Below are 23,433 nucleotides of genomic sequence, written 5' to 3'. Positions count from 1 at the left end.
TTGAAGGCGAATTGGAAATCGTAGAAAACCCTTCCAGTGAGTGCTATTCAAGATTTAAGAGAAACAATGGCCCGCCTGCGTGGACCGGGTGGTTGCCCGTGGGACCACGAGCAGACACACCAGAGCCTCTGTGAGCCGCTCATTGACGAGACGGCTGAACTGCTCGATACAATCGACCGCGCCGACATGGAACACATGTGCGAGGAGCTGGGGGATGTGCTCCTGCAGGTCGTCTTCCATGCGCAGATCGCCGAGGAAAACGGGCATTTTAATTTCGATGACGTGGCCCGCGGGATCAACGAGAAGCTGATCCGGCGGCATCCGCATGTGTTCGGGGATGTGGACTTGAAGGATTCCGATGAGGTTCTGAAGCAATGGGAGGCGATCAAGGCCGAGGAGAAGAAAAACGGTCCTGCTGAGAATGGCCTGTTCAAGCGCCTGCCGCCGTCTTTGCCGGCCCTGATGTTTGCCGGTAAAGTGGCCAGGCAAATCCATAAGAAGGGATTAAAGCATGACCAGTTGCCGGACCCGGAGGGTGTCGACGCGCTTGCCGAAGGGCTTGAAGAAGAAGAGGCAGGGGAATTCCTTTACCAATATGTGTGTGCCTGCCAGCAGGCCGGGATTGATCCCGAGACGGCATTGAGAAAGCATAGCTCGAAATTAGTCAGTGAAATCGAAGGCAAAGCAGAACACGTTTGATCTAGTGTGTCTCCAGTCCGCTTCCGGTGCGATGCTGGTTCCGTACAGGTTTGAGCGGACCCGGCAGGTGAAGCGGATGAACCTGCATGTCGATTCATCCAGCGTGGTGGTCCTGAAAGCGCCCCTGAGGCAATCACAGGCTAGCGGCGTGCGTTTTATGGAGGAACATGGTGACTGGATTTGCCGGATGCTGGAAACCCGGAAGTCCATTCCGAAATTGCATTCCTACCTGATGAAACATCCGCACCTTTCACTGGCGGGCCGGAGCGTTCCCCTCGTCTTGCGCTTCAAGGCAGGCGTTTGCCAGCATGTGATAGAGGATACCGCAGGCAGGGTCATCCTCACTGTTGATCCAGGCAAAGTCCTGGTTCCCCAGCTCGTGAGTCTTCTCAAGAGTATCGCCCGTGAGTTTCTTCCCACCCGGCTGATGGAACTTGCCCGAAAGCATCAGTTGAAGCCTCACGGGATTACGGTTCGCAACCAGAAAAGCCGGTGGGGATCCTGTAGTGAGACGGGAGCCATTTCCCTCAATTGGCGCCTGGTTCTTCTTTCACCACCGCTTCAGGATCATGTGCTGTTGCATGAATTGGCGCATTTGAAGCACTTCGACCATTCCAAGGGATTCCACCAGTTCCTCAAGGCCCTCGATCCTTCGTCCGAGAAACACGCCCGCCGTCTCGATGCGGATGCTTCCCTGTTGATTGATCTCGGGCAGGCAGAGTTGTGAGTGGCTGGAAGATCAGCGCTGATACTGGTGGTACCTTCACCGATTGCCTCCTGGAGGGCCCGGATGGCCAGATCAAGCGGGGCAAGGTCCTGTCCTCCGGGTGCATCAGGACCCAGGTCAAGCGGGTTGTCGATGCCGGACGGATTGAGATAGTTCCTTTTGCGATCAGTCCCGGACAATGGATCATAAACAAGCCCGTGAGTATTTCGGGAAAACCCTGCGGCCGTATCAATGGAGCGGATGGGGTGATTTTGGAATTATCCGTCCCGGAAGGGATCCGCGGGGGTGATGTCCTTGAAGTCGATAGCGAATGGGAAGCGCCGGTTCTGGCAATGCGTCTCTTGTTCGAGAGCCAACATTCCAACGTCGATGAGGCATTGTCCTTTCGTCTCGGTACGACCAAGGGGACCAACGCCCTGCTGGAGAAAAAAGGCGCTCCAACAGCCCTGTTCCTGAGCAAGGGGTTTGAGGATCTTCTTCTTATCCGCGACCAGAAACGGCCGGAACTGTTTAGCCGTAAAATTGACAAGCCGCTTCCGCTTTACCATCGCGTAGTGGAAATTTCAGGACGTTTGGATACACATGGCAATGAGTTGGAGCCGCTTGATCTTGAAGCGCTTCGCAAGGCTGCAAACCGGGCCTTGCAAGACGGCTGTGAAGTGGCGGCGATTTGTTTTCTCAACAGCTGGAAGAACCCGTGTCATGAGTTGGCAGCGGAAGGCATCCTTTCGGAGTGCGGATTCAAAACCGTGTGTTGCTCTTCCTCTATCCGTCCGCTGATCAAATATCTTGACCGAACGGAGACCACACTCGTCAACGCTACCCTGAGTCCAGTCATGGATTCCTATCTGGATCGCGTGCAGGGTGAGATTGGGGATAACCGGTTATGGGTGATGACGAGTGCCGGAGGATTGGTTTCCCGGGCGCGGTTTCATGCCGTTGACAGCTTGGTCAGCGGGCCCGCAGGGGGCGTCCTCGGCGCGGTTGAAGCCGGTAAAAGAGCCGGCCTTTCACGAATTATCGGACTCGACATGGGCGGCACCTCCACCGATGTCTCGCGATGGAAAAACAATCTTGAGCTACGTCAGCAGATTCAGGTCGGGGAAGCGCGTATTTTAACACCGGCCTTACCCATTGAAACGGTCGCTGCCGGTGGTGGTTCAATTTGTGGTTTCAAGGATAGCACGTTGTTTGTGGGACCGGAAAGTGCAGGAGCAAATCCCGGCCCGGCGTGCTATGGAGCGGGCGGGCCGTTGACCTTGACAGATGTCCATCTCCTCCTTGGTCGAATGGATCCCGATGGCTTTTCAATTCCGATCCGGTTTGATTTGGCGAAGCAGGCAATGCAGGCTGTTGCCGACGAGGCGGGCGAGAAGGACTGGCGAACACTGGCCGAAGGGTTTCTCACCGTCGCCACCGAGCGCACGGCCCAGGCGATTCGCCAGATCAGCCTGCGGGAAGGTGAGGATCCAGCGGCCTACGGCCTGGTTGCCTTCGGTGGGGCCGGAGGGCTGCATGCTTGCCGCGTCGCTGAGTTGCTCGGGATTAAACAAATCATTTTTCCACCCGATGCGGGCATTCTCAGTGCACGGGGGATTCATACAGCTCCCCGTGAATCGGTGATCGAACGGCAGGTCATTCAGGCCTTTGAAGAAGGCGAGCCGTGTCTTGAATCACACTTTTCTGAAATGCAACTGGAGGCTACCGGCCACTTGCAAAAGGATGGGGTTGATCGGGATGATTTAAGCCCTCGATCCTGCAGTGTCTTTATTCGCCTGCAGGGGCAGGAAGCCTCCATTCCGGTCCAATGGGAGTCAGGCTCGGATGTCGGACGGGTTTTCCGTGACAAGTTTATCGCAATCTTCGGGTATTTCCCAAAGGGCGCCCAGCTGGAGATTGTCAAGCTGAGGCTCCGCTTGCTTGAGCGTAGTGAAAAAACCGTTACAGAGAAATTTGAGGAACAACGGGTTCCTTCAAATCCGGAGCGGTCAGTGGAGGGATTTCTGGAAGGGGAAGAAGTCAGAATTCCCGTCCACGAGCGCATTTTGCTTCATCCCGGCAATGTCATCGCGGGCCCGGCTATCATTCGGGATCCTTACGGCACCGCATTTGTTGAGTCTGGCTGGAAAGGAATTGCCGGGACGGAAGGCAGTGTGCAAATCCTTCCGGTTGAGGGAAAACTTGCACAACCGCAGTTTGCGCGCTCGGCGAAAGTCGAGCGGACTCTCGTCCTGAATCGCATTGCCGGGATGCTGGAGGAAATGGGAGATCAGCTGCAGCGAACGGCCCTCTCAACCAACATTCGTGAGCGGTTGGATTTTTCATGCGCCTTGCTCGACGAGAAAGGCCGGCTGCTGGCGAATGCCCCGCACATTCCTGTCCATCTGGGAGCGATGGGATTGTGTGTGCGCGAGTGTCTGAAGCAGTACACCTTCACACCCGGGGATGTGCTTGTAACCAACCACCCCGGTGCAGGGGGTTCACATCTGCCCGACGTGACTTTGATCTGTGGACTCTTTGATGCAGAGGAACGCTTGATGGGTTATCTGGCCAACAGGGCTCACCATGCGGAAATTGGAGGGCGTAGCCCCGGCTCCATGCCGGCTGATGCCCGGACTCTCGAGGAAGAAGGTGTGCTGATTCCTCCACAATGGCTGATTCATAAGGATTCCGACCGATTCGACCTTATCGAGCAACTTCTCAGCACAGCTCGTTATCCGACACGCTCAATCCGGGAGAACCGCATTGATCTGGAAGCCCAGCTCGCTTCACTCCAGAGGGGTCGGGATCTCTTTAATGATATATTGCGCGACTTTTCAGCGGGAAAAGTCTCGGCACATTTCAATGAGCTTTTCGGCTTTGGCGTATCGGCAATGAAGCGATATATCGAGTCCTGTGATTTGAGCTCCAGCCATGTGGTCGAAACCATGGACGACGGTCACGAGATCTCTGTTACCATCGAACACCGTAGCGGGATCATGGAAATCGATTTTGACGGCACATCGACAACCCATCCCGGAAATCTCAATGCAACTCCGGCAATTGTGCGAAGTGCTGTCTTGTATGTCCTTCGCCTGCTCGTCAATGAGCCCATACCCCTGAATGAGGGACTTCTTGAAGGGGTCCGAATCAAGCTGCCCGACTGTTTTCTCAACCCTCTTTTTTCAGATGATGCACGTGCTTGCCCCGCCGTTGTCGGGGGAAATGTTGAGACGAGTCAGCGCATGGTCGACGCTCTTGTCCGCGCCTTTGGCTTGATGGCCTCCGGCCAGGGCACGATGAATAACCTGCTCTTTGGCAATGAGCAATTTGGATATTATGAAACAATTGGCGGCGGTGCGGGTGCAGGGGAATGTTTTGACGGTGCTTCCGGTGTCCATGTCCACATGACGAATACCGCCATCACCGATCCCGAAATTCTTGAAAACCGTTTTCCGGTCTATTGTCGTGAGTTTTCACTACGCAAAGGATCTGGTGGCACGGGAATCTTTTCCGGTGGAGATGGCCTTGTCCGGGAACTGCATTTTCTGGAAAACGTCTCCGTCTCCCTGCTCAGCCAGAACCGGAATCAAGGGCCAAGAGGTCTCCATGGCGGTGCTGACGGCTTACCCGGACAGCAATGGATCGTTTCCAGGGATGGAATCAAAAAGCGGATTGAGGGGCATGCCCAAGTTTCATTGGAGGCGGGTGAGGGCATCCGGGTCGAGACACCCGGTGGCGGTGGTTGGGGACGAAGGGGCTGAGTTATTCCCCTGAGAGTTCCTTGGAACGCTTAGTCGCCGCCGCGACGGTTTCCTTGATAATCCCACGGAAGCCAGCATCCTCCATGACCTTCAGTCCGGCAAGTGTTGTTCCCCCCGGTGAGGAGACCCAATTGCGATGCGTTTCCGGTGTTTCCGGAACTGCCTCCAGCAAAGCCGCCGCCCCTTGAACCGTTTTTAAGGCGAGCTTGTATGCGGTTGCCTCGTCAAGGCCAGCGGCAACACCCCCGTCCCGGAGCGCGGCGATAAACTCGAACACATAGGCTGGTCCGCTTCCGCTGACACCGGTTACGGCATCAAGAAAATGTTCATCCATGGAAACAGCTTCACCGAGTGCGGAAAGAATGGCCCGGACGACCTGTTCATCTTCTTCATTCATTGGATGAAGCGGGCTGTAGGCGCTGATACCAGCCCCAATCATTCCCGGTGTGTTCGGCATTGTACGGACAATATTCGCCGTTCCGGGAAAGACTTTCTTGAGTCGGCCCAGTGTGGTTCCCGCGAGAATCGACAGGACCCGCCTGCCGGAAGAGAGCTCGGACAAGGATTCCGGAAGTTCCTTCAATTGCTGCGGTTTGCAGGCGAGGATGACCCATTGGGCATCTTTAAAAAACACCTTCCAATCATATGTGAAGCGGATACCCGTATCTTCGGAGAGGGCCTCGGCTGTCCCGTCGCGGGCGCCCGTGCAGACTATATCCTCAGCGTTCCACGGACCGGTTTTCAGGAGTCCGCGGACCATTGCGCCAGCCATGCGACCGGCCCCGATGAAGGCTAGCCTAGGCTTCATTTTCACCACCCGGACCGTGTTCAAGAGGGAATAGGGCGACTGCCTGTGTGCCTCCGTCCTCCCGGTCAATGACCTCAATTGTTCCGCCAAGACAGCTCACGCTGTGACGGGCAATGGTCAGTCCCATCCCTTTGCCAATAACCGATGATGAAGAAACAAAGGGATCAAAAATGCTGTCACGGATCTTTTCATCAATTCCCTTGCCCCTGTCCATGACGCGTACCTGTACGTGGGGCGCCCCCTCGAACTCCACCTCTTTTGATTCGAGAATGATCTCTCCAATCTTTGGGTTTGTATCCGCATCATTGGCGAAATAACTCTCGTAAGCATTTTGCAGCAGGCGTTCGATGCAAACTTCCATCAGCTCACGGTTAGTAAAAAATTCCATGTCATCCTCAAAATCTGAACGTACATCCACCTTGGTAGATGTGTTGGAGGAACCATGAAAACGGGCGACGGCCCCCTTCAGGATTCGCGCCAGTTCAGTGGGCTGTTTCTGCAGGGATTTGAATTGGCCAATTACCTGTAGTTGCTGGACAATACGCGTTACGCGCTGAATGGCATGCTCAAGCTTGCCACAGGCGTTAAGCACTCTATCCGGCTTGCCCGAATTCATTTGCAGGAGGTTCACATACCCAAGCATCACTCCCAGAAGGTTGTTGATGTTGTGGGCAATGCCCTCCGTGAGATGCATGATCGCTGATTGCCTGCGGGATTGTTCCAGTTGGCGGGTCAGTTTGATGTTTTCCCGGTGCTCCTCGACAATCCGCAACTGTGTCCGGATTCGTGCCACTGTTTCATCAAGGTCAAAGGGCTTCGTGACATAGTCGGCAGCGCCTGCCTCAAGTCCATGTACCTTTTGTTCCCTTGTACCCAGGGCCGTCAGGAAAATAACCGGAATTTCACGTGTCTCCTCGGCCTTTTTCAAGGCCTGGCAGACCTCAATCCCATTCATGCCCGTCATCATGATATCGAGCAAAATCACATCAGGCCGCTCTTGAGTGGCCAGGCGGATTGCCTCGGGCCCGTTAGTGCAGCTGACAACATCCATATCAATCATCTCAAGCTTACGCTCGATCAGGCGGATGTTCAGGATTTGGTCATCGACGACGAGTATTTTGGAGCGGGACATTTCGATCAGTGGTTCTTTTTCTGGCTGAGCTCCCATGCTTTCATTGTGTTGTGCATGAGCATTGCCACGGTCATGAGCCCGACTCCTCCAGGGACAGGTGAAATAGCGTCGCACTTGGGTGCAACCGCATCAAAATCAACGTCACCCACAATCCGGTAACCCTTCTTGCTGGATGGATCATCGACCCGGTTGATGCCTACATCGACGACAATCGTCCCCGGGCTGACCATGTCTGCCGTGACAAAATTTGCCTGACCGATGGCCGCGATGAGAATGTCTGCTTGCCGTGTGATGTTGGACAGGTTGCGTGTCCTTGAGTGGCAGACCGTGACGGTCGCGTTAGCGAAGGGATCCTTGCGCATGAAGAGCAGGGCTGCGGGTTTGCCGACAATCAGTGAGCGACCGAGGACAACAACGTGGCGACCCTCCGTCTTGATTTTGTAGCGGCGGATCATTTCCGCGATCCCGGCAGGGGTGCAGGCAACAAACGCTTCCGGATCTTCCTGGACCAAGCGTCCCAGATTGTTGGTCGAAAAGCCGTCGACATCTTTTTCCGGAGCCACCGAGTTGAAAACCGTCCGCTCATCCATGTGTGAGGGCAGGGGAGCCTGAACAAGGATCCCGTGAACCGATGAATCCGCATTCAGGGATCCGATTTCCTCCAGCAGTTGCTCTTGGGTTATGGATTCAGGAAAGGTCTTCAACCGGCTCTCAATCCCGACAAGGGCGGCCTTTTTCTGCTTTGAATTCACATAATAGACCGAAGCCGGATCTTCGCCAACCCGGATAAAGGTCACGCACGGCGGCGGCCCCTTCGCATCGGCTAGTTTTTCCTTTAATTCGGAAAGGATTTCCTGTGATAGTTTCTTGCCGTCGAGTAGTTCCATCTGTGCGATTGCCGGAAATTTATTTTAGCCGCATGTTGCGGGCCCGGATAATCCAATCCTTCGAGGACTCCATGAAGTCCCGCTCACCATGTATGATGACCGCCTTGTCTAGGTAGGTCTTCAATGATCCCGGTATGACAATCTTGCTTGTATCCACCCAGGCAATACGATTTCCCTCCGGACTTTCCAGATAAAAGGGCGACTTCGGCTTGAAGAGCCCAAAGGCCTTCTTGGAGAGTTTGAAAGTTCCCTGATAACTTTGGCCAATGACATCAGGCGGAGTGACTGAGGATGGCTGCCTCTCTACCTGTGGGACCATGGAGCTTGCGGGTGCGCGTGTCTGTGTCTCCACAATCGGGCTTTCCTCGATAACCGGAATTGGGGCCATTAGTGGAATCGGTTCAATTGAGGGAGCTGGCGCCGGGGCAACAGCCACGATTGGTGCCTCGGCCTCAGCGGTTACTGGTGGCAGCGGCGGCGGTGAATCGAGGACAAAATAGACGGGATAACGCATCCGGATCTGGAATTTCCACCAGGCTCCCGTATCCTTAATCTCAATATAGGATCCGTCCCGGTAGGTCCCAAGGACGGGGCTGTCAGTGGATGGGCCTCCATAGATAATTGCCCCGTTGACCGGCAGGAGGTCTTTCCCGATTTTTCCATCGGGCGTATATCCATCCACATTGTCTTCAAACTCTGCATAGTGCCAGCCAAGCGCGGCCTTGGCATCGTCCATTACCGGAGCGGGTTGCCCGAGGCGCGGGTCATCAAGGGTGACAGAGTCCACCTTCCCGGCTTGGATATCCGGTTGCATGTAAAGGTCAATCAGCCCTTGTCCGTTCGCCACCCCTGCGGAGACAAACGCACTTAGCAGGACAAGTGTGCGCGTAATTTTCTTTTTCATCGTTATGGGATTAGTTTGGTCACACTGTCCGGCAGGCTCAATCGAATAATTTTACGGGCTGGACAGTTCAAGTGGGTTTGGCGCCTCCCGGCGAGGCAAAGAGCAGTTTGATATCCCGTTTGCCAAGGATCCTGAATCCGCCCCTTGGGATTCCCTTCACGGCATACTGGCCGATCTGGAACCGCCGCAACTTTTTAACATCGTACCCGAAAGCATAGAATAAACGCCGGATTTCACGCTTTTTCCCGTGATGCAGGGTCACTTCAAGCTTCTTCCAGTTCTCTTTGCCCCCCAATCCGGATGGAAAGACTTTATCGATGGCCAGGGGTTCGCCTTCCCACTTGATCCCGCGGATCAACTTTGGCACATCGCTCGGCTGAAGAGGTTTGTCGATTTCCACCGAGTAGAGTTTCACCACATTAAAGGAGGGGTGGGTGAGTTCCTGCTTCAGCTGGCCATCGTTGGTGAGAAGCAGCAGGCCTTCGCTCTCCAGATCCAACCGGCCCACGCAAAATAGCCTCTCAGTCTGGAGCTCCTTTGGCAACAGGTCGAACACGGTCCGTTTGGCGTGGGGATCGCTGTTTGTGCAGGTCACGCCCTTGGGCTTATTCATCGCCAGGACCAGCTTCTGGGGTTCCCTGCGCGGAATCGGGTTTCCATCCACGGCCACCTGATCCTGTGAGGGAAGGCATTTGTCACCCAATGTGATGATTTGGTCGTTTACGGTGACCCGCCCTTCTTCAATCCACTCTTCAGCCTGTCGACGGGATGCCAATCCGCGGTCTGCGATCACTTTCTGCACACGAACCGGTTTTTCCGTTCTCATCCATACACGCATCTGTTCATGCTTAAGACTTGTCAAGGCTCAGGAATCCACCTACATTTCCTTTCTCTACTGTGGAATATTCTGCTTAGTTGTAAAAAAACCTGTCATGAAAACATTTATTAAACCAATTCTCTTCACTTTACTGGCACCTTTTGCCCTCCAAGCGGCTAATGTCGCAGAAGTCGTTTACGAAGAGCCGGATGGAGCGCTCTACACTCGCGGCGGCATTTACAATATCGAGGTCGGCCAGGAACTCATTGAAGGTGATATTTTACAGACCAACGATTCAACGGTTATCCTCTCGCTTTGTGAAGGCTCCCTGTTGACGGCCTACCCGGGAACGGAAGTCCAACTCGCCCTGCTTGGTGATGGGACAGTGGCCGTCAAGTTGGTGCGCGGTGAAGTTCTGGGTGATATTTCGGACGATTGCCGTCTGGATGTGAAGACCAAGGTCGGCACAGCCAGTATCACGGATGGCGTATTTGGCGTTGTACAGAATCTCGCTGGTGACCAGGGATGGACAATGCAGGTTCGCAACCTTGACGGCGAAGTAGACTTTATCGGTGATCCGAAGCTGGACACCAGCAATATGACGGTGTCCCTGATTGAGCCGAACGAGACAATCAATATCCCTGCCGGTGAGGAAATTATTGTCCGCGGTATTTATTACGAAAGCACGGACATTTTCGCCCTCACACAGGGAGGCGCTGCCCTTGCTTCGATGACCTCCGAGGATATCCAGGGTCTGCGTGAAGCCGTTTCGGAAATGAGCTCGGCTGTGTTGCCGGAACCTCCGACCCCGACCCCGCCGCTCATTATCGAGATCCCATACGAGGATATCGAGACGGCGAGTGACAAGGGCTAAGCGTCCCGATCAGCCTTGACGGCTGGCCTCAACAATTCTTTCAAAGACCTCAGAGATCGGGAGTTTCCCGATCTCTGTTGGTGAAAGACGGTTGCGATGGGGCTCTGGAAGTGTTGTCAGCGACTCCTTGAGAGTGACGTGGCGGTTGGCTTCCACCTCATCCACCCGGTCCACAGGCGTGAACAGGGGAACCTTTGCCAGCACCTCGGGATGTTTGCGGATCATTTCCAGCATGGCTAAAACCGCTTCACAGAACCGGTCCAGTTCACTCTTCGAGTAGCTCTCGGTCGGTTCGATCATGAGCCCAAAGGTCTCCGGCCAGGCAACTGTCGGGGCGTGGAAACCAAAGTCCAGGAAGAGCTTTCCAACCCGGGTGATGACAAGTGCGCGCGGGACCCCGACCTGCTCCAGACGGACAAAGTCCTCCTCGGAAAGAGTCAGGATGAATTCATGCATGCGCGGGGTTGCCACTGCATCCGCCGGGAGGGTAGGAAACGCTTCACGAAGCTGTTCAAAGCAGTATCGTGCACTCAAGACGGCGACCGCTGTCATGCGACGGACACCTTCTTTTCCCAGCCGCAGGAGGTAGGTGTAGGCGCGCACCTTGTGCGCGAAATTGCCCCAGTGCCGGTGAAAACTTCCAATGCTCTTCGGGGTACGAACCGGCACATAAGCACCCTCCCGTTTCTCGATTTGAAAACCGGGCAGGAAGGGAACAAGCCGTTCGCTCACACCGACAATGGCATCGCCCGGACCGCCTCCGCCATGTGGAATGGTCCAAGTCTTGTGTAAGTTGTTGTGCACCGCATCGACGCCCATGGCACCGAGGTCGCACCATCCGGCGATGGCGTTCATGTTCGCTCCGTCCATGTAGACAAGTCCCCCGGCGTCATGAACCAGCTTGGAAATCTCGGCAAAACAGGTCTCAAAGATACCGCAAGTGTTCGGGTTGGTGATCATCACGCCCGCCAGACGGTCTTTGTAGATCTCCACCTTCGCGCGAAAATCCTCCATATCAATCGATCCGTCGGGAGCGCTTTCCAGGAGGACAATACCGGTCTGCAGGCCATCCACTTTTTTGGTGCGATAGCCCGCCATGACGGCAGTGGCAAAATTGGTACCGTGGGCGGAGGCGGGAATGAGAATCACATCGCGATGTCCTTCACCGCGGTCCTCGTGGTATGCCTGAAAGAGCTTGATCCCGACCAGTTCCCCTTGCGCGCCGGCCACCGGTTGGGTAGTGATTCCGGCAAGGCCAGTGATTTCCTTGAACCATTCCTGAATCTCGTAAAGGAGATGCAGCGATCCCTGTGCATCCTCGAGTGGAGCCTGCGGGTGAATATCAGTAAATCCCGGAAGGCTGGCTGCCCAGTCATTGATAAAGGGGTTGTACTTCATCGTGCAGGACCCGAGCGGGTAGCAGGCGTCGTCCGGGCTGACGTTCAGTTCACCGAGAGACTGGTAATACTTGATGATCTCTTCGTCTTCCATTTCCGGAAGGCCAAGAGCGCCGCTGCGCAAATCGGAGGTGGCCAAATCGCTTATGAATGCGGATTCCTTTTCGGCGACATACCCACACTGCTCGAAAACGGGTAACAGGCGGTCCAAATCCATTTCCCGGTCACTGAAGGACATTTTCAGCAGTGAACCCTTGCCTTCAATCCTGTCGGAAATGTCCACCCCGAGATGAATTGATGCCTGCCGGGCGGCTTCAATCAGTTCGGGAACTGACCCATCCACGGAGAGCAGGATTTCATTCACAAACGTCGATTCAGGGAAGGCCAACTGGATGCCCTTGAGGCGGCTCAGTTTTTCCACTGCCTCAAGTGCCTGCTCACGGGCCTTTGAAAAAGCTTTTTGCATGCCGGATTCCCCGCGAGAGAGGATGGCGGCACCGGCAATTGTTGCGAGAAAGGCCTGGTTTGAACAGATGTTGGAAGTCGCCTTGTCCTTTCGAATGTGCTGTTCACGGGTGCTCAGCACCATGACAAGGCAATCCCTGCCGGAAATATCCTTGGCCTTGCCAACATAGCGCCCAGGTGTCTGCCGGATTGTGTTCTTGTTCTCCTCGTTGTGGCGGACCCCGAAAAGCCCGAGTCCCGGTCCCCCGAAGTTGGGCCCGATGGCAAGGTGCTGAGCCTCGCCGACAATCATGTCTACCCCCTTCTGCCCGTACTCGGTAGGCGGCTTGAGGCCGCCTGTCCCGAGAAGCGCCGGATCAATCACAGCGATGCTCTTGGTCTTGGATGCGAGCGTCAGGTCAGCCAGCGCATCCACATCCTCAAGGAGTCCCAGACAGTTCACCTGCGGAAAAACAATCCCCGCCACAGCTTCTGCGCCCTCCTCAAGGGCTGCCCGCATCAGGGAAAGGTCTGTCCGGCCCGTCGCACGATCGAGCGGGACCCATTTTACTTGGATGCCGGTTCCGGGAAGAAGGGTTTCAATGACCTCACGGTCTCCCGGGTAGATGCCTTCGGAAATGATGATCTGGTCGGCCTTCCGGCTTACGCGGACTGCCGTTGCCATGGCTTCAAAGGTCGCCGTGGAACGCTCGTACAGGGAGCTGTTGATGGCCTCAAAGCCCGTCAATTGGCTCATCATGCATTGGTAGATCCAGTGGGTGGTCAAAGTGCCTTGGGAGCGTTCCGGCTGGTATGGTGTATAGGCGGTCGTCAGGTTGCGAATGGCGCAGACTGGGTCCACGACAGGCATCACTGCATAGTTCGGAAGCCCGTCCCCAATGTAGGACTCGCAAGGCCGGTTTTCCGCGGCCAGCTCAACCAGTCTGGACTGGAGTTCCTCATAGGAGAGCTCTTCAGGAAGATCAGGGGCTTCGGGAAAAAGGCAGTTGCCGGGTATATGCTGATAAAGCGCCTCGAGTGAATCTGCGCCGACCTTATCAAGCATTGCCTTGATATCGCCCTCCGAGGCGGAGATATAATGGCGGAGAGTTTCGCGCGGAAGGCTTTCCGGGTTAAATGGAAGCGGGTTGGATTGACCTTGTGACATATTGCTCAGACCTTGCTTATCCGTTTTCAAAAAATAAAGATAATTTGGAAAAAGTGATGGTGAATCTTGAGAAAGCAAACACAGCACTGGATTTGTCCGCTGAAAATGGAGGGTTTCAGTGACCAAGGCTGAACGCACGGCCTTTGTTTTGCGTGAACTGGAGCATCTTTTTCCTGATCCGCCCATCCCGCTTAACCACAGCGATCCCTTTTCCCTGCTGGTTGCCGTGCTTCTGAGTGCCCAGTGCACCGATGAACGCGTGAATCAGGTCACTCCGGATCTATTCGCTCTCGCCAAGACACCTGCCGAAATGGCCAATCTGGAAGAGGAGGATATTCTGGCGATTGTCCGACCTTGCGGGCTGGGGCCACAGAAGGCTAAGGCTATCCGCAACTTGTCCAGGATCTTGGTGGAGACGCATGCAGGAGAGGTTCCGTGTGATCTGGAGGAGCTTGAATCCCTTCCTGGCGTTGGTCACAAGACGGCCCAGGTCGTGATGGCACAGGCCTTTGGGGAACCGTCCTTTCCCGTTGATACGCATATCCATCGGTTGGCGCAGCGATGGGGCCTCAGCAATGGGAAATCTGTCCAGCAGACCGAAAAGGATTTAAAGCGGTTGTTTCCCCGGGAGACATGGAATCGTTTGCACCTGCAGATCATTTATTACGGGCGGACTTATTGCATGGCCCGCAGAAAATGCGACGGGTCGGAGAATGGCTGCCCGTTTTGTCCGGTGCTCAACGCCGGTCGCAAACTGCCCCGGAAGACCCGCAAGGCCTGAGGCTGACCGGTCAATTTTGACTAGCCTCATCGCTTGACCGCTGATTGGGGAACCCGACTAATTCATGCATGCGTCAAAACCGGCATTTTTGTCCAAAGTGGTCCTGGTGGATACGGGCTGGCGAGCGCGCTGTGCTCGGGCTGGAACTGGGACATATCATCGGGGCAGCGGGTCCCGGTGTTGGGCCAGCTGAACGCAACGGCTTGAAGTGCATACTCGGGCACTTGAATGCGGGAAGTGGAATGGTTGAAGCCATGCGGGAGGCTTCCCTTTGCTTGCCCGTCGAGGCTTGGAGCCTCTTGCAGGCTGGCGAGCATACCGGCAAGTTTGGTGAAGCGATGTGCGATGTGGGTGAGCTCCTGCGTCAACAGGAGGCCCGGCGCCGGGCGTTCTTCGGGCAGATGTGGTATCCTGCGATGGTGGGGCTGGTCGGCATCGGGGTGATGGCGATTATCCTTTTCTGGGTTGTTCCGCAAATGCGTGAACTGAGCGAGTCCATGGGCCTCGGCGATAATTTGCCATGGCTGACAGAACATATCGGGCAATTGTATGGCGGCATTTTCTCAGGCATAATCACCTTGCTTCTCCTCGGCCTCGCCGGTTTCTCCCTGATTCGGTTAATTGGCAAGCGCTCAGCTAAATGGGGGTACCTCGAGGAAGTAATTGCTGGCCGGTTTCCGGTCGCAGGGAGCGTCTTCAGGCATGTCCGTGAGGCCCGGCTTCTACGACAACTTGGAACCCTCCTCCAAGCGGGCACGCCGATTCCAAGGGCCCTCGAAATGGTTGCTGCAAGCAGTTCAAACCGCTGGGAGCAGGAGGAACTGACGCGTTTTCGCTCCAGCCTTTTGATGGGAATGGGATTCAGCGTTTCCCTCCGTGCCTGCCCGCTCTTCGATGAGGAGGGAATTCCATTGCTCGAGGTGGGCCAGGAATCCGGCAAACTCGAATCCTTTATGCTGCGGATCGCGGCAGGTCGTGAAGAGGAGGTTGCATGGGCAATTGCTCAGATTACCCGGCTGGTCGAACCCCTCTTCCTGTTTGTTCTTTCGGGTGCCATTGGCGGAATGGTCCTTGCCTATCTCCTTCCCATGGTGCGCCTCCTTGAACAGGCCGGAGGCGCATTTTAACAAAGGCATTCGGATGCAGTGGGATTGCTTGCAGGAGCGACCTGCATGAGCATATTCAAATCATGAATGATTCGTGTTTGATCATCACGACAGGTGGCACAATTGATAAGGTGTATTTTGATGCCAAGAGCACTTTCTCCGTCGGCGATCCGCAAATCGGGGAAGTCTTCCGGCAAGCCCATGTCAGTCTCGCGTATGAAATCCTCCCTCTCATGCGCAAAGATAGCTTGGAGATGACGGATGAGGATCGCACCCTCATCCGTGGGGCAATCCTCAAGGCCGACAATCGACAGATACTGGTCACGCACGGAACAGATACCATGACCGATACCGGTAAGTTCCTCGCCGGTATCCCCGACAAGACAATTGTCCTGACAGGCGCTTTGATTCCCGCCCGGTTCCGTGAGAACGACGCAATTTTCAACATCGGGTTTGCCCTTGCCGCTGCCCAGACTCTTTCCGCAGGAGTCTACATCGCCATGAATGGCTGTATTTATGATCCGGAACGGGTTTTGAAAGACAGGGAGGCCAACCGATTCGTCGAGGTCTCTCCGGAGCCCGTCGAGGGACAGGATTGACCAATTCCACAGGGATATTTCAAAGACTTTTCACCATGCCCATTTACGAATTCTTCTGTGAAGACAACAACCGGATCTATTCCTTTTTTGCCCGATCGGTAATCGATGATAAGACAGTGCCGATTTGCCCGGATAATCCGGCCTATTCGATGAAACGGCATGTGTCGGGCTTTGCGGTCATTGGCGAGGCAAAGGAGCCATCAGAAAGTGGGCCCGGAGATGACATGGATGATCCCCGGCTTGAGGCGGCCATGGCTGAAATGGAGCGCGAAATGGCCACCATGGATGAGGAAAATCCTGACCCGCGAAAAATGGGCCAGCTGATGCGCCGCATGTCCGAGCTGACCGGGGAAAAACTGCCAGCCTCGATGGAGGAAATGGTAGGCCGGCTTGAGGCGGGAGAGGATCCTGACAAGCTCGAGGAAGAGTATGGCGACTTGGCTGAGTTGGATGATTTTGGGGACAGCGTTGACGGGGAAACCGGTGGTGAGCAACGCAAGGCACTCATCCGCCGCCTTCGTGGGCCATCGCGAGATCCCGAGTTATACGAATTAAGGGATTACCTCGGGGAATAGCGGTCGCGGCCAGGCCCGGCAAAATTGGCAGGGTGATTGACTCCATTGCCTCATAAGGAGATATTTGTGTATAAATTAATATTTCTTATGAAAAAAGCCTGTACCCTTCTTCTTCTTACTGCGTTTAACCTCGGAGGATTCATTCCATTCCTCTATGCGGAGGCAGAATCTCCCAAAGGGCCGAAGTGGAACGCCGCGCAGGAAAAGATGCGTCGCGACTCGGAGGGATTAAAGGTGATCCGGCATCCTGAAGGGAGACGATCGATCGATCTCGACGGCCGCTTTACACACATGTCCGCCCTGGTCCGGGATGAGAGCGGACAGTTCTGCCAGCATTGCTTTGATAATTTCCAGGCCATGGACAAGGCCATCAGGGGCAATTCCCGGGTTAAACAATCAAAAAAGGTGCAGAATGAAGTGGCTGAAAAGTAGACTGCTTCTGTCGACCCTTGCCTGCCTGCATACCCTGGCCCTTGAGGCGGCAGAGATTATTGTCGTTAACCAGGATTCTGCGGGCTTTGGTTTTAACGACCCGACCCCTGCCACACCAGTAGGCGGAAACCCCGGGACAACACTGGGAGAACAACGCTTCAATCTGCTCCAAAGGGCGGGCGACATCTGGGGCTCATTTCTGCAGAGCAATGTACCAATCCGTGTTCAAGCGGCTTTCTCCGATCTTGGGGGTGATGAAAACGGAACCCCTCTTGCTTCAGCCTCTGCAATCAGTGTGGAAATTAACTTTGCCAACGCACCGCAGTCCGGAGTTATTTATCCGATCGCTTTGGCGAACAGTCTGGCTGGCGTAGACCTCCGGCCAGACGCCAACGATATAAATGTCACGATCAATATTGCTCCCGATACGGATCCGCTCCTCGACCCATGGTATTATGGTTTAGATGGACAAGCCCCGGCCGACCAGACCGATCTGTTGGACGTCCTGCTTCATGAAATTGGCCACGGCCTTGGAATGACGTCGTTCACCAATCTTTCCAACGGCACCTTTTTATCCAACTTGCCGGATATCTACTCATTGAATCTCTTTGATACAGCAGAACAGCTGGGCTGGGGGGAGATGAATAATCCCCAGCGGAAAAACTCCTCCAAAAACGCACCGAACCTTGTCTGGACTGGACCGTACACGACGGCTGCCCAGGCTTCGATTCTTGAGAAAGCCCGTATTCTTGAAGTCGCTACACCGGGCGCCATTGCTGGTGAATATGCTTACGAGCCGGCCCTTTACGGTCCACCGGTTCCCGAGGCTGGAATAAGCGGGATCCTTGTCCCGGTGGATGATGGGATTGCACCCCTTACCGATGCCTGTGAACCAATAACTAACGGGGCCGGGCTTGCCGGAAATATCGCCTACATAGACCGCGGCACCTGCAACTTTGATTCAAAGAGCCTCGCTGCCCAGCTGGCTGGCGCTGTTGCTGTCATTATCGCCAACAATGTCGAGGGTGGTCCGGTTTTCATGACGGGTAATTCAATCGTCGACGGCACAGAACTGACGATCCCCACTATTTCAATTTCCCTCGAGGATGGGCAGGCCCTTGTCAGCCAGTCACCAGGGGTGACCCTGACCATCGGGCTTCCCGCAAGCGACTTTGCCGGCACTAGCGGGGGCTTTGTCCGGATTTATGCACCGGATCCGGTTGAACAAGGATCATCAGTTTCCCATTGGTCAACAGCTGCCTCTCCCGATCTTCTGATGGAGCCGTTTATCAACCCTGTCCTCAGGGAAGATTTGGATCTTTCACTCACGCAGATGAAAGACATCGGCTGGACGGTGCTCGATATCCCGTATCCGTATCTCAACTACACCCTGTGGTCAGAAGAGGCTTTTTCCCAGGGACAGGTCCTGACGGCGCAGGGCGATGATCCGGACAAGGACGGGCTTCTCAACATCGAAGAGTACTTTTTTGGCGGTAGTCCCGAATCGCCTTCTGCCTCGTTGGCGCCGGTCCTCATGCGTTCAGGATCCGGTCTTGAGTTAACTTATTCCCGTTCCAGGTTGCCGGCGGATCTTGGCTTTGTCTACGAGGTGTCCAGTGACTTCGTAAACTGGGATGAGGCACTTGAAGGAGTTGACTATATTTCCGAAACGACCAGCCCTCTGGGGGCCTCAGCGGAGTTGGTCACATTGATCCCGACCACTCCCCCCGGAGGCGAAAAGCTTTTCTTCCGCATCCGGATTATCGTGCAGTAGAAAGCTGGCACCCGCCTACTCGAATCGAAGTGCCTCGACCGGCTTGAGCTGGGCTGCCCTGTACGCGGGAAAAAAGCCGAACCCGACTCCGATAGCGCTGCACACTCCAAGAGCGACACCAATCCAGAGCCATGGAATGATCATGGGAACCTGCATCTGGGCCGCGACGAAATTCCCGAGTAGCCAGCCGAGGAAGATTCCGGCCAATCCGCCAAGCAAGGAAAGGGCCACCGCCTCGAGCAGGAATTGCAACAGGATGTCGCGTTTTCGGGCGCCAATGGATTTTCGCAACCCAATTTCCCTCGTACGCTCGGTCACGCTGACCAGCATGATATTCATAATGCCAACACCCGCGCACAGGAGGGCGATCGCACTGATCAGGAGACCACCTGTGCCAATGACTTTGGCAACTTCAGCAAAGGCTGCCTGCAGGGAATCGTTGGAGTAAATTTCGAAGTTATTCTCCTCCTCGGGCTCAAGGCCCCTGACCTGTCGAAAGTGACCGATTGCCATGTCCTGAGTCGTTGACATTTCGGCCGCGGATGGCGCGAGAATCGAAATATCCATACTGCGGCGCCAGTTCCAGTTGTTGGCGACAAAACGACTGACCGGAATGAGGACAATGTTGTCCATCGAGCTCCCAAACATTTTACCCCTCCGCTTGAGAACGCCCACGACCGTGTACCGGTCGTTATCCGCGACCACGCTCTTTCCGATCGGGTTCTGGTCCGGGAACAGCTCCTCGGATATGTCTGCTCCAAGGACAATGATACTCCGGTTGAATTCCAAGTCGGAGGGCGTCAGGTTTCGGCCAATTTCAATATCGTACTTGTTGGTCAGGAGAAAATTCTCATTCGTCCCGAAGATGGCGTTGGAAGGGGAGGTCTTGCGATCTTCAAAGCGAACGCGCTCGCCCCGGTCCACGCCGTATATGGTGACGGGAATCCCCTCTTCGCGCATGCGCTCGGCGAAGTCCATCGCCTGCCGGGGATCTATATTCGGGCGCTGTCGCCACTTGGATCTTCCGCCTTCAAATTGAATGGCCGGATACTTTGAAATTTCAAATACGTTCGCCGCAAACACGCTCAACCCTGTATCAATACTCTGGCGGATTGCTGACAGGGCGGTCATGACCCCCACGACCGAGAAGACGCCGATTGTTATGCCGAGGATTGTCAGGCCTGAACGCAGCTTGTTGGCACCCAGCGCGCGGGCGGATAAATCCAGCAAATCCTGTAATTGAAGTTTCATGACTCAGTGAGCTGCCTATTCATGGCGAAGCGCGTTGGCCGGATCAAGGCGGGCGGCCTGCCAAGCTGGAGCAAGCCCGGAAAGGACCCCGGTGAGGATCGAGAGCGCACAGGCAAGGATGACCAGGTCGGTTGAGAAAGTGAACGGGAAATTCGGGAAAGCCGATGAGATGCCAACCTTCAGGCCGTAGGCGACTGCCAGTCCGATAATGCCCCCTAGAATACAGATGGAGACTGCTTCAATTAGAAACTGCAGGAGGATTGCCTGCCGTCGCGCCCCGATGGCCCGCCGGGTCCCGATTTCACGGGTTCGTTCCTTAACGCTGACAAAGGTGATGTTCATGATCCCGATTGCCCCCACAAAGAGCGCCAGTCCGGTTATGAAGAATCCCGCGATGGCAATGCCCGACTTGACTGGCCCAAGCGACTCCTCAAGGGCCTCTGAACGGTTTATCTCAAAATCATTTTCGTCCTCTGGAAGGAGGCTGCGAATGCGCCGGTATAGGCCTGTGAGCTCATCATAGGCCACGTCCATGTCTGCACCGGCAGCAACTTGAATACGGATATTGTTGTTCCAGTTGCCTGAATGAAACCGCAACATTGAGGTGAGGGGAATGATCACCTGCTTGTCGAAACTCTGCAATCCGAGGAAGGAGCCCTGTCGTTCAAGGACGCCGATAACCTCAAACTTGAACCCATGGATGTCGACCCTGTCCCCGAGTGCTTGTTCGGTTCCCTCAGGGAAAAGTGTATTGGCCACATCATGACCAAGGATGATCACATTCTGGGCACTGATCTCTTCCGAGTAGGTGAAAAACCGACCCCTCTCGATGTCGGCCGTGTTGATTATCCCGAATTCCGAGGAGGTCCCGTTGATGTAGGTCCCGGATATTGACCGGTCATCCCGCTTGACGTTGCGAAAGGCAATTTTGGATGGAACAGCGATGCGCAGTGAACTGTCTGGATTCGCCCGGATCCAGCGATTGATCTCCTCGGCATCCGAGGTCTCTATATCGGCACGGTTGCGGTATTTGAACCACTCGTCCCCGACATCGGCCCACGGCCACTTTTCAATGTAGAAAATATCCTGTCCAAGCATGTCCAGGCTGTTGCTGAATCCCTTGTCGATTCCCTTGATGGCAGTCCCCATGAGAGTGACAGCGACAATCCCGATAATGACACCCAAAGCAGTGAGCAATGAGCGCACCTTGTGCGCCATTAGCTGCTCCAGGGCAATTCGGAACGACTCGGTCCATTCACTGACTCGTTGGGCAATGTTCATCCGCTTCAGGCAAGCTCCGGTTCGTGGATGATTTCATCTGACTCAACCACCCCATCACGCAGTCGTACGCAGCGCCTGGCATGGTTGGCGATATCGTCCTCATGGGTCACCACGAGAAGTGTATGACCCTGCTGGTAAAGATCCTCGAAGAGGCGCATGATTTCTTCCCCGGTTTTCGAGTCCAGATTACCGGTGGGTTCGTCGGCAAGGAGAATGGACGGCTCGTTGACAAGGGCCCGGGCGATGGCGACTCGCTGGCGCTGGCCGCCGGACAGCTCGTTTGGCTGGTGGTTGATCCGCTCTGCCAGCCCGACTTTCTCAAGAGCTATTCTGGCCCGCTCAACGCGCACTTCCCGAGGCAACCCGGAGTATACGAGTGGTAGCTCCACATTACGCAGGATCGTTGTCCGCGGGAGAAGGTTGAAACTCTGGAAAATAAAGCCGATCTCCCGATTCCTGATCAAGGCGAGCTCGTCGTCATTCATCTCATAAACCGGCTCATTGGCGAGGTGGTACTCACCGCTTGAAGGCGTATCGAGACAACCGATCATATTCATGAGAGTGGATTTTCCGCTACCGGAAGGTCCCATGATGGCAAGGTATTCATTCTTGTGGACATCAATATTCAGCCCAGCGAGTGCCACAACCTGTGTGCTCCCAAGGTCGTAGACTTTCCGCATCTCGCGGATCTTGATTACCGGTTCCATTCTTAGCTTTTCCGTTGAGGAGCTTACTTGTCTTCCTTCTTCTTGATCTTCTTTTCCTTGATCTCGCTTTCATCCTTCAGGTCGCGGGTCAATGCACGGTAGCTGCCGGTGATAATCCGGTCGCCTTCCTCAACACCCGACTTGAGCTCAATGAAATCACGGTCAGCAATGCCTGTCTCCACCTTGGTCAGGATGGCCTTGCCGTCCTTCGCGAGGAACACGACCCGGACACGGTCATCCTTATCATCTTTTTTCCCGTCATCCTCTTCGGATGACTCGTCCGTGTCGTCGTTATCTTCCTTGTCCCCCTTCTGACCTTTTTCCACTTCGCGTTTTGGCCGGACAACAACACTTCCGAGGGGAGCCTTTACGACATCCTCGACCGTATCGGTCTCAATATCCGCAGTGGCTGTCATGCCAGGACGCAAGCGTGCGGCGGGCTCGGTCAACTTGATGCGTACAGCAAAGGTCGTGAGCTGTTCCTGGCTTCGTTGACCGGTGCTTTCAGCTGAATTGGCGATCTCGGTGACAATTCCTTCAAGAGGTTCCTTTGGGAGGGCATCCACCTCAATGGTTGCCTTGTCATCAATCGCCACGTTGACAATGTCCGCTTCACTCACGTCAACCTGGACCTCCATATTGTTCAGGTTTGCAACACGCATGATTTCTGTCCCGGCAAATTGTCCTGTCCCCACAACGCGGTCCCCGAGCTCGGAAGCGAGGCTGACAACGGTGCCTGTAATGGGAGAATAAATACTGGCCTTGGCGAGCTGGTCATTGGCTTCCTTGAGCTGCATTTCCTGTCGCTTTATTTGGAAGAGCGAAGATTCATGAGCCGCTTTGGCGACCTCAAGGCGGGTCCGCGCCTGCTCGAGATCGTCCTGTGTGGAGAATTCCTTTTTAAAGAGGCCTTCAATCCGGTTCAGGTCCAATTGTGCCTGAAGCATCTCGGCCCGGCGCTGTGCCGCTCCGGCTTTGGTGGAGGCGAGTGAGGCCTCCTGCTGCTTGACCTGTGCTTCAAGCGTATCCGGGTTAACGCGGACCAGCAGTTCCCCTTTCTCGACGGGATCCCCGTCCTTGACCGGGAGTTCAATGATCTCACCCGGAACTTCCGAGGAGATGACAACTTCCACTTCCGGCTGTATCTTGCCGGTCGCAGTGACAATGGAGGTAATGTCGCCGCGCTTGACCGACTTGATGGTCACTTCCATGCGGTCATCGCCGCCCTTGAGTCCGGCAACCGAAACGATGGCCGCGATCAGGACAAAGATCGCGATAAAGATCCACTTTTTGCGGGATGATTTTTTGTTTTTCATTTCAATAAAAG

19 protein-coding genes and 1 pseudogene are annotated in these 23,433 nt (G+C 55.0%); 10 read left to right on the top strand and 10 right to left on the bottom strand.

The window, feature by feature from the left end; all coding sequences use genetic code 11:
- Nucleotides 1-66: 66 nt before the first annotated feature.
- Genes mazG through G0Q06_RS06060 form a run of 3 tightly spaced genes read left to right on the top strand, consistent with a single transcriptional unit; the run spans nt 67 to nt 5,169 of the window.
- Nucleotides 67-699: a nucleoside triphosphate pyrophosphohydrolase gene (gene mazG / locus G0Q06_RS06070; RefSeq protein ID WP_163963524.1), complete on the top strand. Its 633-nt coding sequence runs from the start codon at nt 67-69 to the stop codon at nt 697-699.
- Nucleotides 668-1,426 carry a YgjP-like metallopeptidase domain-containing protein gene (locus G0Q06_RS06065; protein WP_163963522.1) on the top strand — a complete coding sequence of 253 codons (759 nt, stop codon included), beginning with the start codon at nt 668-670 and terminating at the stop codon, nt 1,424-1,426. Before mazG ends, G0Q06_RS06065 begins: the two co-directional genes overlap by 32 nt.
- The gene (locus G0Q06_RS06060) at nt 1,423-5,169 is read left to right on the top strand and encodes a hydantoinase B/oxoprolinase family protein (RefSeq protein WP_163963520.1); all 3,747 of its coding nucleotides are present in this window, start codon (nt 1,423-1,425) and stop codon (nt 5,167-5,169) included. The genes G0Q06_RS06065 and G0Q06_RS06060 overlap by 4 nt, the downstream gene beginning before the upstream one ends.
- 1 nt (nt 5,170) lies before the next feature.
- Here G0Q06_RS06060 and proC read toward each other — a convergent pair whose 3' ends face one another.
- The 5 genes from proC to G0Q06_RS06035 form a co-directional block, all read right to left on the bottom strand.
- Nucleotides 5,171-5,977: a pyrroline-5-carboxylate reductase gene (gene proC / locus G0Q06_RS06055; protein WP_163963518.1), complete on the bottom strand. Its 807-nt coding sequence runs from the start codon at nt 5,975-5,977 to the stop codon at nt 5,171-5,173.
- The gene (locus G0Q06_RS06050; RefSeq protein ID WP_163963516.1) at nt 5,967-7,109 is read right to left on the bottom strand and encodes a response regulator; all 1,143 of its coding nucleotides are present in this window, start codon (nt 7,107-7,109) and stop codon (nt 5,967-5,969) included. The genes proC and G0Q06_RS06050 overlap by 11 nt, the downstream gene beginning before the upstream one ends.
- Before the next feature lie 5 nt (nt 7,110-7,114).
- Nucleotides 7,115-7,996, bottom strand: a complete 882-nt coding sequence (gene folD, locus G0Q06_RS06045; protein WP_163963514.1) for a bifunctional methylenetetrahydrofolate dehydrogenase/methenyltetrahydrofolate cyclohydrolase FolD — start codon at nt 7,994-7,996, stop codon at nt 7,115-7,117.
- A gap of 19 nt (nt 7,997-8,015) precedes the next feature.
- Entirely contained in the window at nt 8,016-8,900 is an 885-nt protein-coding gene (locus G0Q06_RS06040) for an RAD23 family protein (RefSeq protein WP_163963512.1), read from the bottom strand.
- Between the two features lie 67 nt (nt 8,901-8,967).
- Complete coding sequence (locus tag G0Q06_RS06035) at nt 8,968-9,726, bottom strand: pseudouridine synthase (RefSeq protein WP_163963511.1); 759 nt, start codon at nt 9,724-9,726, stop codon at nt 8,968-8,970.
- A gap of 106 nt (nt 9,727-9,832) precedes the next feature.
- Here G0Q06_RS06035 and G0Q06_RS06030 point away from each other — a divergent pair, with 106 nt between their 5' ends.
- Complete coding sequence (locus G0Q06_RS06030; protein WP_163963509.1) at nt 9,833-10,591, top strand: FecR family protein; 759 nt, start codon at nt 9,833-9,835, stop codon at nt 10,589-10,591.
- 9 nt (nt 10,592-10,600) lie between these two features.
- Here G0Q06_RS06030 and gcvPB read toward each other — a convergent pair whose 3' ends face one another.
- Nucleotides 10,601-13,600 carry an aminomethyl-transferring glycine dehydrogenase subunit GcvPB gene (gene gcvPB, locus G0Q06_RS06025; protein ID WP_163963507.1) on the bottom strand — a complete coding sequence of 1,000 codons (3,000 nt, stop codon included), beginning with the start codon at nt 13,598-13,600 and terminating at the stop codon, nt 10,601-10,603.
- Between the two features lie 118 nt (nt 13,601-13,718).
- On the opposite strand from gcvPB, the gene nth reads away from it, so the two are divergent.
- The 6 genes and pseudogenes from nth to G0Q06_RS14900 form a co-directional block, all read left to right on the top strand.
- Nucleotides 13,719-14,381: an endonuclease III gene (nth, locus tag G0Q06_RS06020; RefSeq protein ID WP_163963505.1), complete on the top strand. Its 663-nt coding sequence runs from the start codon at nt 13,719-13,721 to the stop codon at nt 14,379-14,381.
- Between the two features lie 68 nt (nt 14,382-14,449).
- Complete coding sequence (locus G0Q06_RS06015; RefSeq protein WP_163963503.1) at nt 14,450-15,508, top strand: type II secretion system F family protein; 1,059 nt, start codon at nt 14,450-14,452, stop codon at nt 15,506-15,508.
- Between the two features lie 62 nt (nt 15,509-15,570).
- Entirely contained in the window at nt 15,571-16,086 is a 516-nt protein-coding gene (locus tag G0Q06_RS06010) for an asparaginase domain-containing protein (protein WP_163963500.1), read from the top strand.
- 35 nt (nt 16,087-16,121) lie between these two features.
- Nucleotides 16,122-16,661 carry an FmdB family zinc ribbon protein gene (locus G0Q06_RS06005; RefSeq protein ID WP_163963498.1) on the top strand — a complete coding sequence of 180 codons (540 nt, stop codon included), beginning with the start codon at nt 16,122-16,124 and terminating at the stop codon, nt 16,659-16,661.
- Between the two features lie 87 nt (nt 16,662-16,748).
- Nucleotides 16,749-17,093 (top strand): hypothetical protein, encoded by a 345-nt coding sequence (locus tag G0Q06_RS06000; RefSeq protein WP_163963496.1) that lies wholly within the window; start codon nt 16,749-16,751, stop codon nt 17,091-17,093.
- Nucleotides 17,074-18,201: pseudogene (locus tag G0Q06_RS14900) on the top strand (PA domain-containing protein); the annotation flags it as partial. The gene G0Q06_RS06000 and the pseudogene G0Q06_RS14900, both read left to right, overlap by 20 nt.
- Before the next feature lie 681 nt (nt 18,202-18,882).
- On the opposite strand, the gene G0Q06_RS05990 reads toward G0Q06_RS14900, so the two are convergent.
- Genes G0Q06_RS05990 through G0Q06_RS05975 form a run of 4 tightly spaced genes read right to left on the bottom strand, consistent with a single transcriptional unit; the run spans nt 18,883 to nt 23,422 of the window.
- Nucleotides 18,883-20,118: an ABC transporter permease gene (locus G0Q06_RS05990; protein ID WP_163963493.1), complete on the bottom strand. Its 1,236-nt coding sequence runs from the start codon at nt 20,116-20,118 to the stop codon at nt 18,883-18,885.
- Between the two features lie 15 nt (nt 20,119-20,133).
- Nucleotides 20,134-21,399, bottom strand: a complete 1,266-nt coding sequence (locus G0Q06_RS05985; protein ID WP_238710367.1) for an ABC transporter permease — start codon at nt 21,397-21,399, stop codon at nt 20,134-20,136.
- Nucleotides 21,400-21,404: 5 nt separating this feature from the next.
- Nucleotides 21,405-22,106, bottom strand: a complete 702-nt coding sequence (locus tag G0Q06_RS05980; protein ID WP_163963491.1) for an ABC transporter ATP-binding protein — start codon at nt 22,104-22,106, stop codon at nt 21,405-21,407.
- Between the two features lie 23 nt (nt 22,107-22,129).
- Nucleotides 22,130-23,422, bottom strand: a complete 1,293-nt coding sequence (locus tag G0Q06_RS05975; protein ID WP_163963489.1) for an efflux RND transporter periplasmic adaptor subunit — start codon at nt 23,420-23,422, stop codon at nt 22,130-22,132.
- Nucleotides 23,423-23,433: the final 11 nt, after the last annotated feature.

The sequence above is a fragment of the Oceanipulchritudo coccoides genome (genome assembly GCF_010500615.1).
GTDB classification, from domain to species: Bacteria; Verrucomicrobiota; Verrucomicrobiia; order Opitutales; family Oceanipulchritudinaceae; genus Oceanipulchritudo; species Oceanipulchritudo coccoides.
Note: the sequence above shows the minus strand (reverse complement) of the source record. Positions and strands in the feature narration are given on the sequence as shown.

What these genes read in the sequence shown, in the direction of transcription:
- mazG (WP_163963524.1), top strand. Translation starts at nt 67, where the DNA reads ATGGCCCGCCTGCGTGGACCGGGTGGTTGCCCGTGGGACCACGAGCAG.
- proC (WP_163963518.1), bottom strand. Translation starts at nt 5,977, where the DNA reads ATGAAGCCTAGGCTAGCCTTCATCGGGGCCGGTCGCATGGCTGGCGCA.
- G0Q06_RS06050 (WP_163963516.1), bottom strand. Translation starts at nt 7,109, where the DNA reads ATGTCCCGCTCCAAAATACTCGTCGTCGATGACCAAATCCTGAACATC.
- folD (WP_163963514.1), bottom strand. Translation starts at nt 7,996, where the DNA reads ATGGAACTACTCGACGGCAAGAAACTATCACAGGAAATCCTTTCCGAA.
- G0Q06_RS06040 (WP_163963512.1), bottom strand. Translation starts at nt 8,900, where the DNA reads ATGAAAAAGAAAATTACGCGCACACTTGTCCTGCTAAGTGCGTTTGTC.
- G0Q06_RS06035 (WP_163963511.1), bottom strand. Translation starts at nt 9,726, where the DNA reads ATGAGAACGGAAAAACCGGTTCGTGTGCAGAAAGTGATCGCAGACCGC.
- G0Q06_RS06030 (WP_163963509.1), top strand. Translation starts at nt 9,833, where the DNA reads ATGAAAACATTTATTAAACCAATTCTCTTCACTTTACTGGCACCTTTT.
- gcvPB (WP_163963507.1), bottom strand. Translation starts at nt 13,600, where the DNA reads ATGTCACAAGGTCAATCCAACCCGCTTCCATTTAACCCGGAAAGCCTT.
- G0Q06_RS06015 (WP_163963503.1), top strand. Translation starts at nt 14,450, where the DNA reads ATGCGTCAAAACCGGCATTTTTGTCCAAAGTGGTCCTGGTGGATACGG.
- G0Q06_RS06010 (WP_163963500.1), top strand. Translation starts at nt 15,571, where the DNA reads ATGAATGATTCGTGTTTGATCATCACGACAGGTGGCACAATTGATAAG.
- G0Q06_RS06005 (WP_163963498.1), top strand. Translation starts at nt 16,122, where the DNA reads ATGCCCATTTACGAATTCTTCTGTGAAGACAACAACCGGATCTATTCC.
- G0Q06_RS06000 (WP_163963496.1), top strand. Translation starts at nt 16,749, where the DNA reads ATGAAAAAAGCCTGTACCCTTCTTCTTCTTACTGCGTTTAACCTCGGA.
- G0Q06_RS05990 (WP_163963493.1), bottom strand. Translation starts at nt 20,118, where the DNA reads ATGAAACTTCAATTACAGGATTTGCTGGATTTATCCGCCCGCGCGCTG.
- G0Q06_RS05985 (WP_238710367.1), bottom strand. Translation starts at nt 21,399, where the DNA reads ATGAACATTGCCCAACGAGTCAGTGAATGGACCGAGTCGTTCCGAATT.
- G0Q06_RS05980 (WP_163963491.1), bottom strand. Translation starts at nt 22,106, where the DNA reads ATGGAACCGGTAATCAAGATCCGCGAGATGCGGAAAGTCTACGACCTT.
- G0Q06_RS05975 (WP_163963489.1), bottom strand. Translation starts at nt 23,422, where the DNA reads ATGAAAAACAAAAAATCATCCCGCAAAAAGTGGATCTTTATCGCGATC.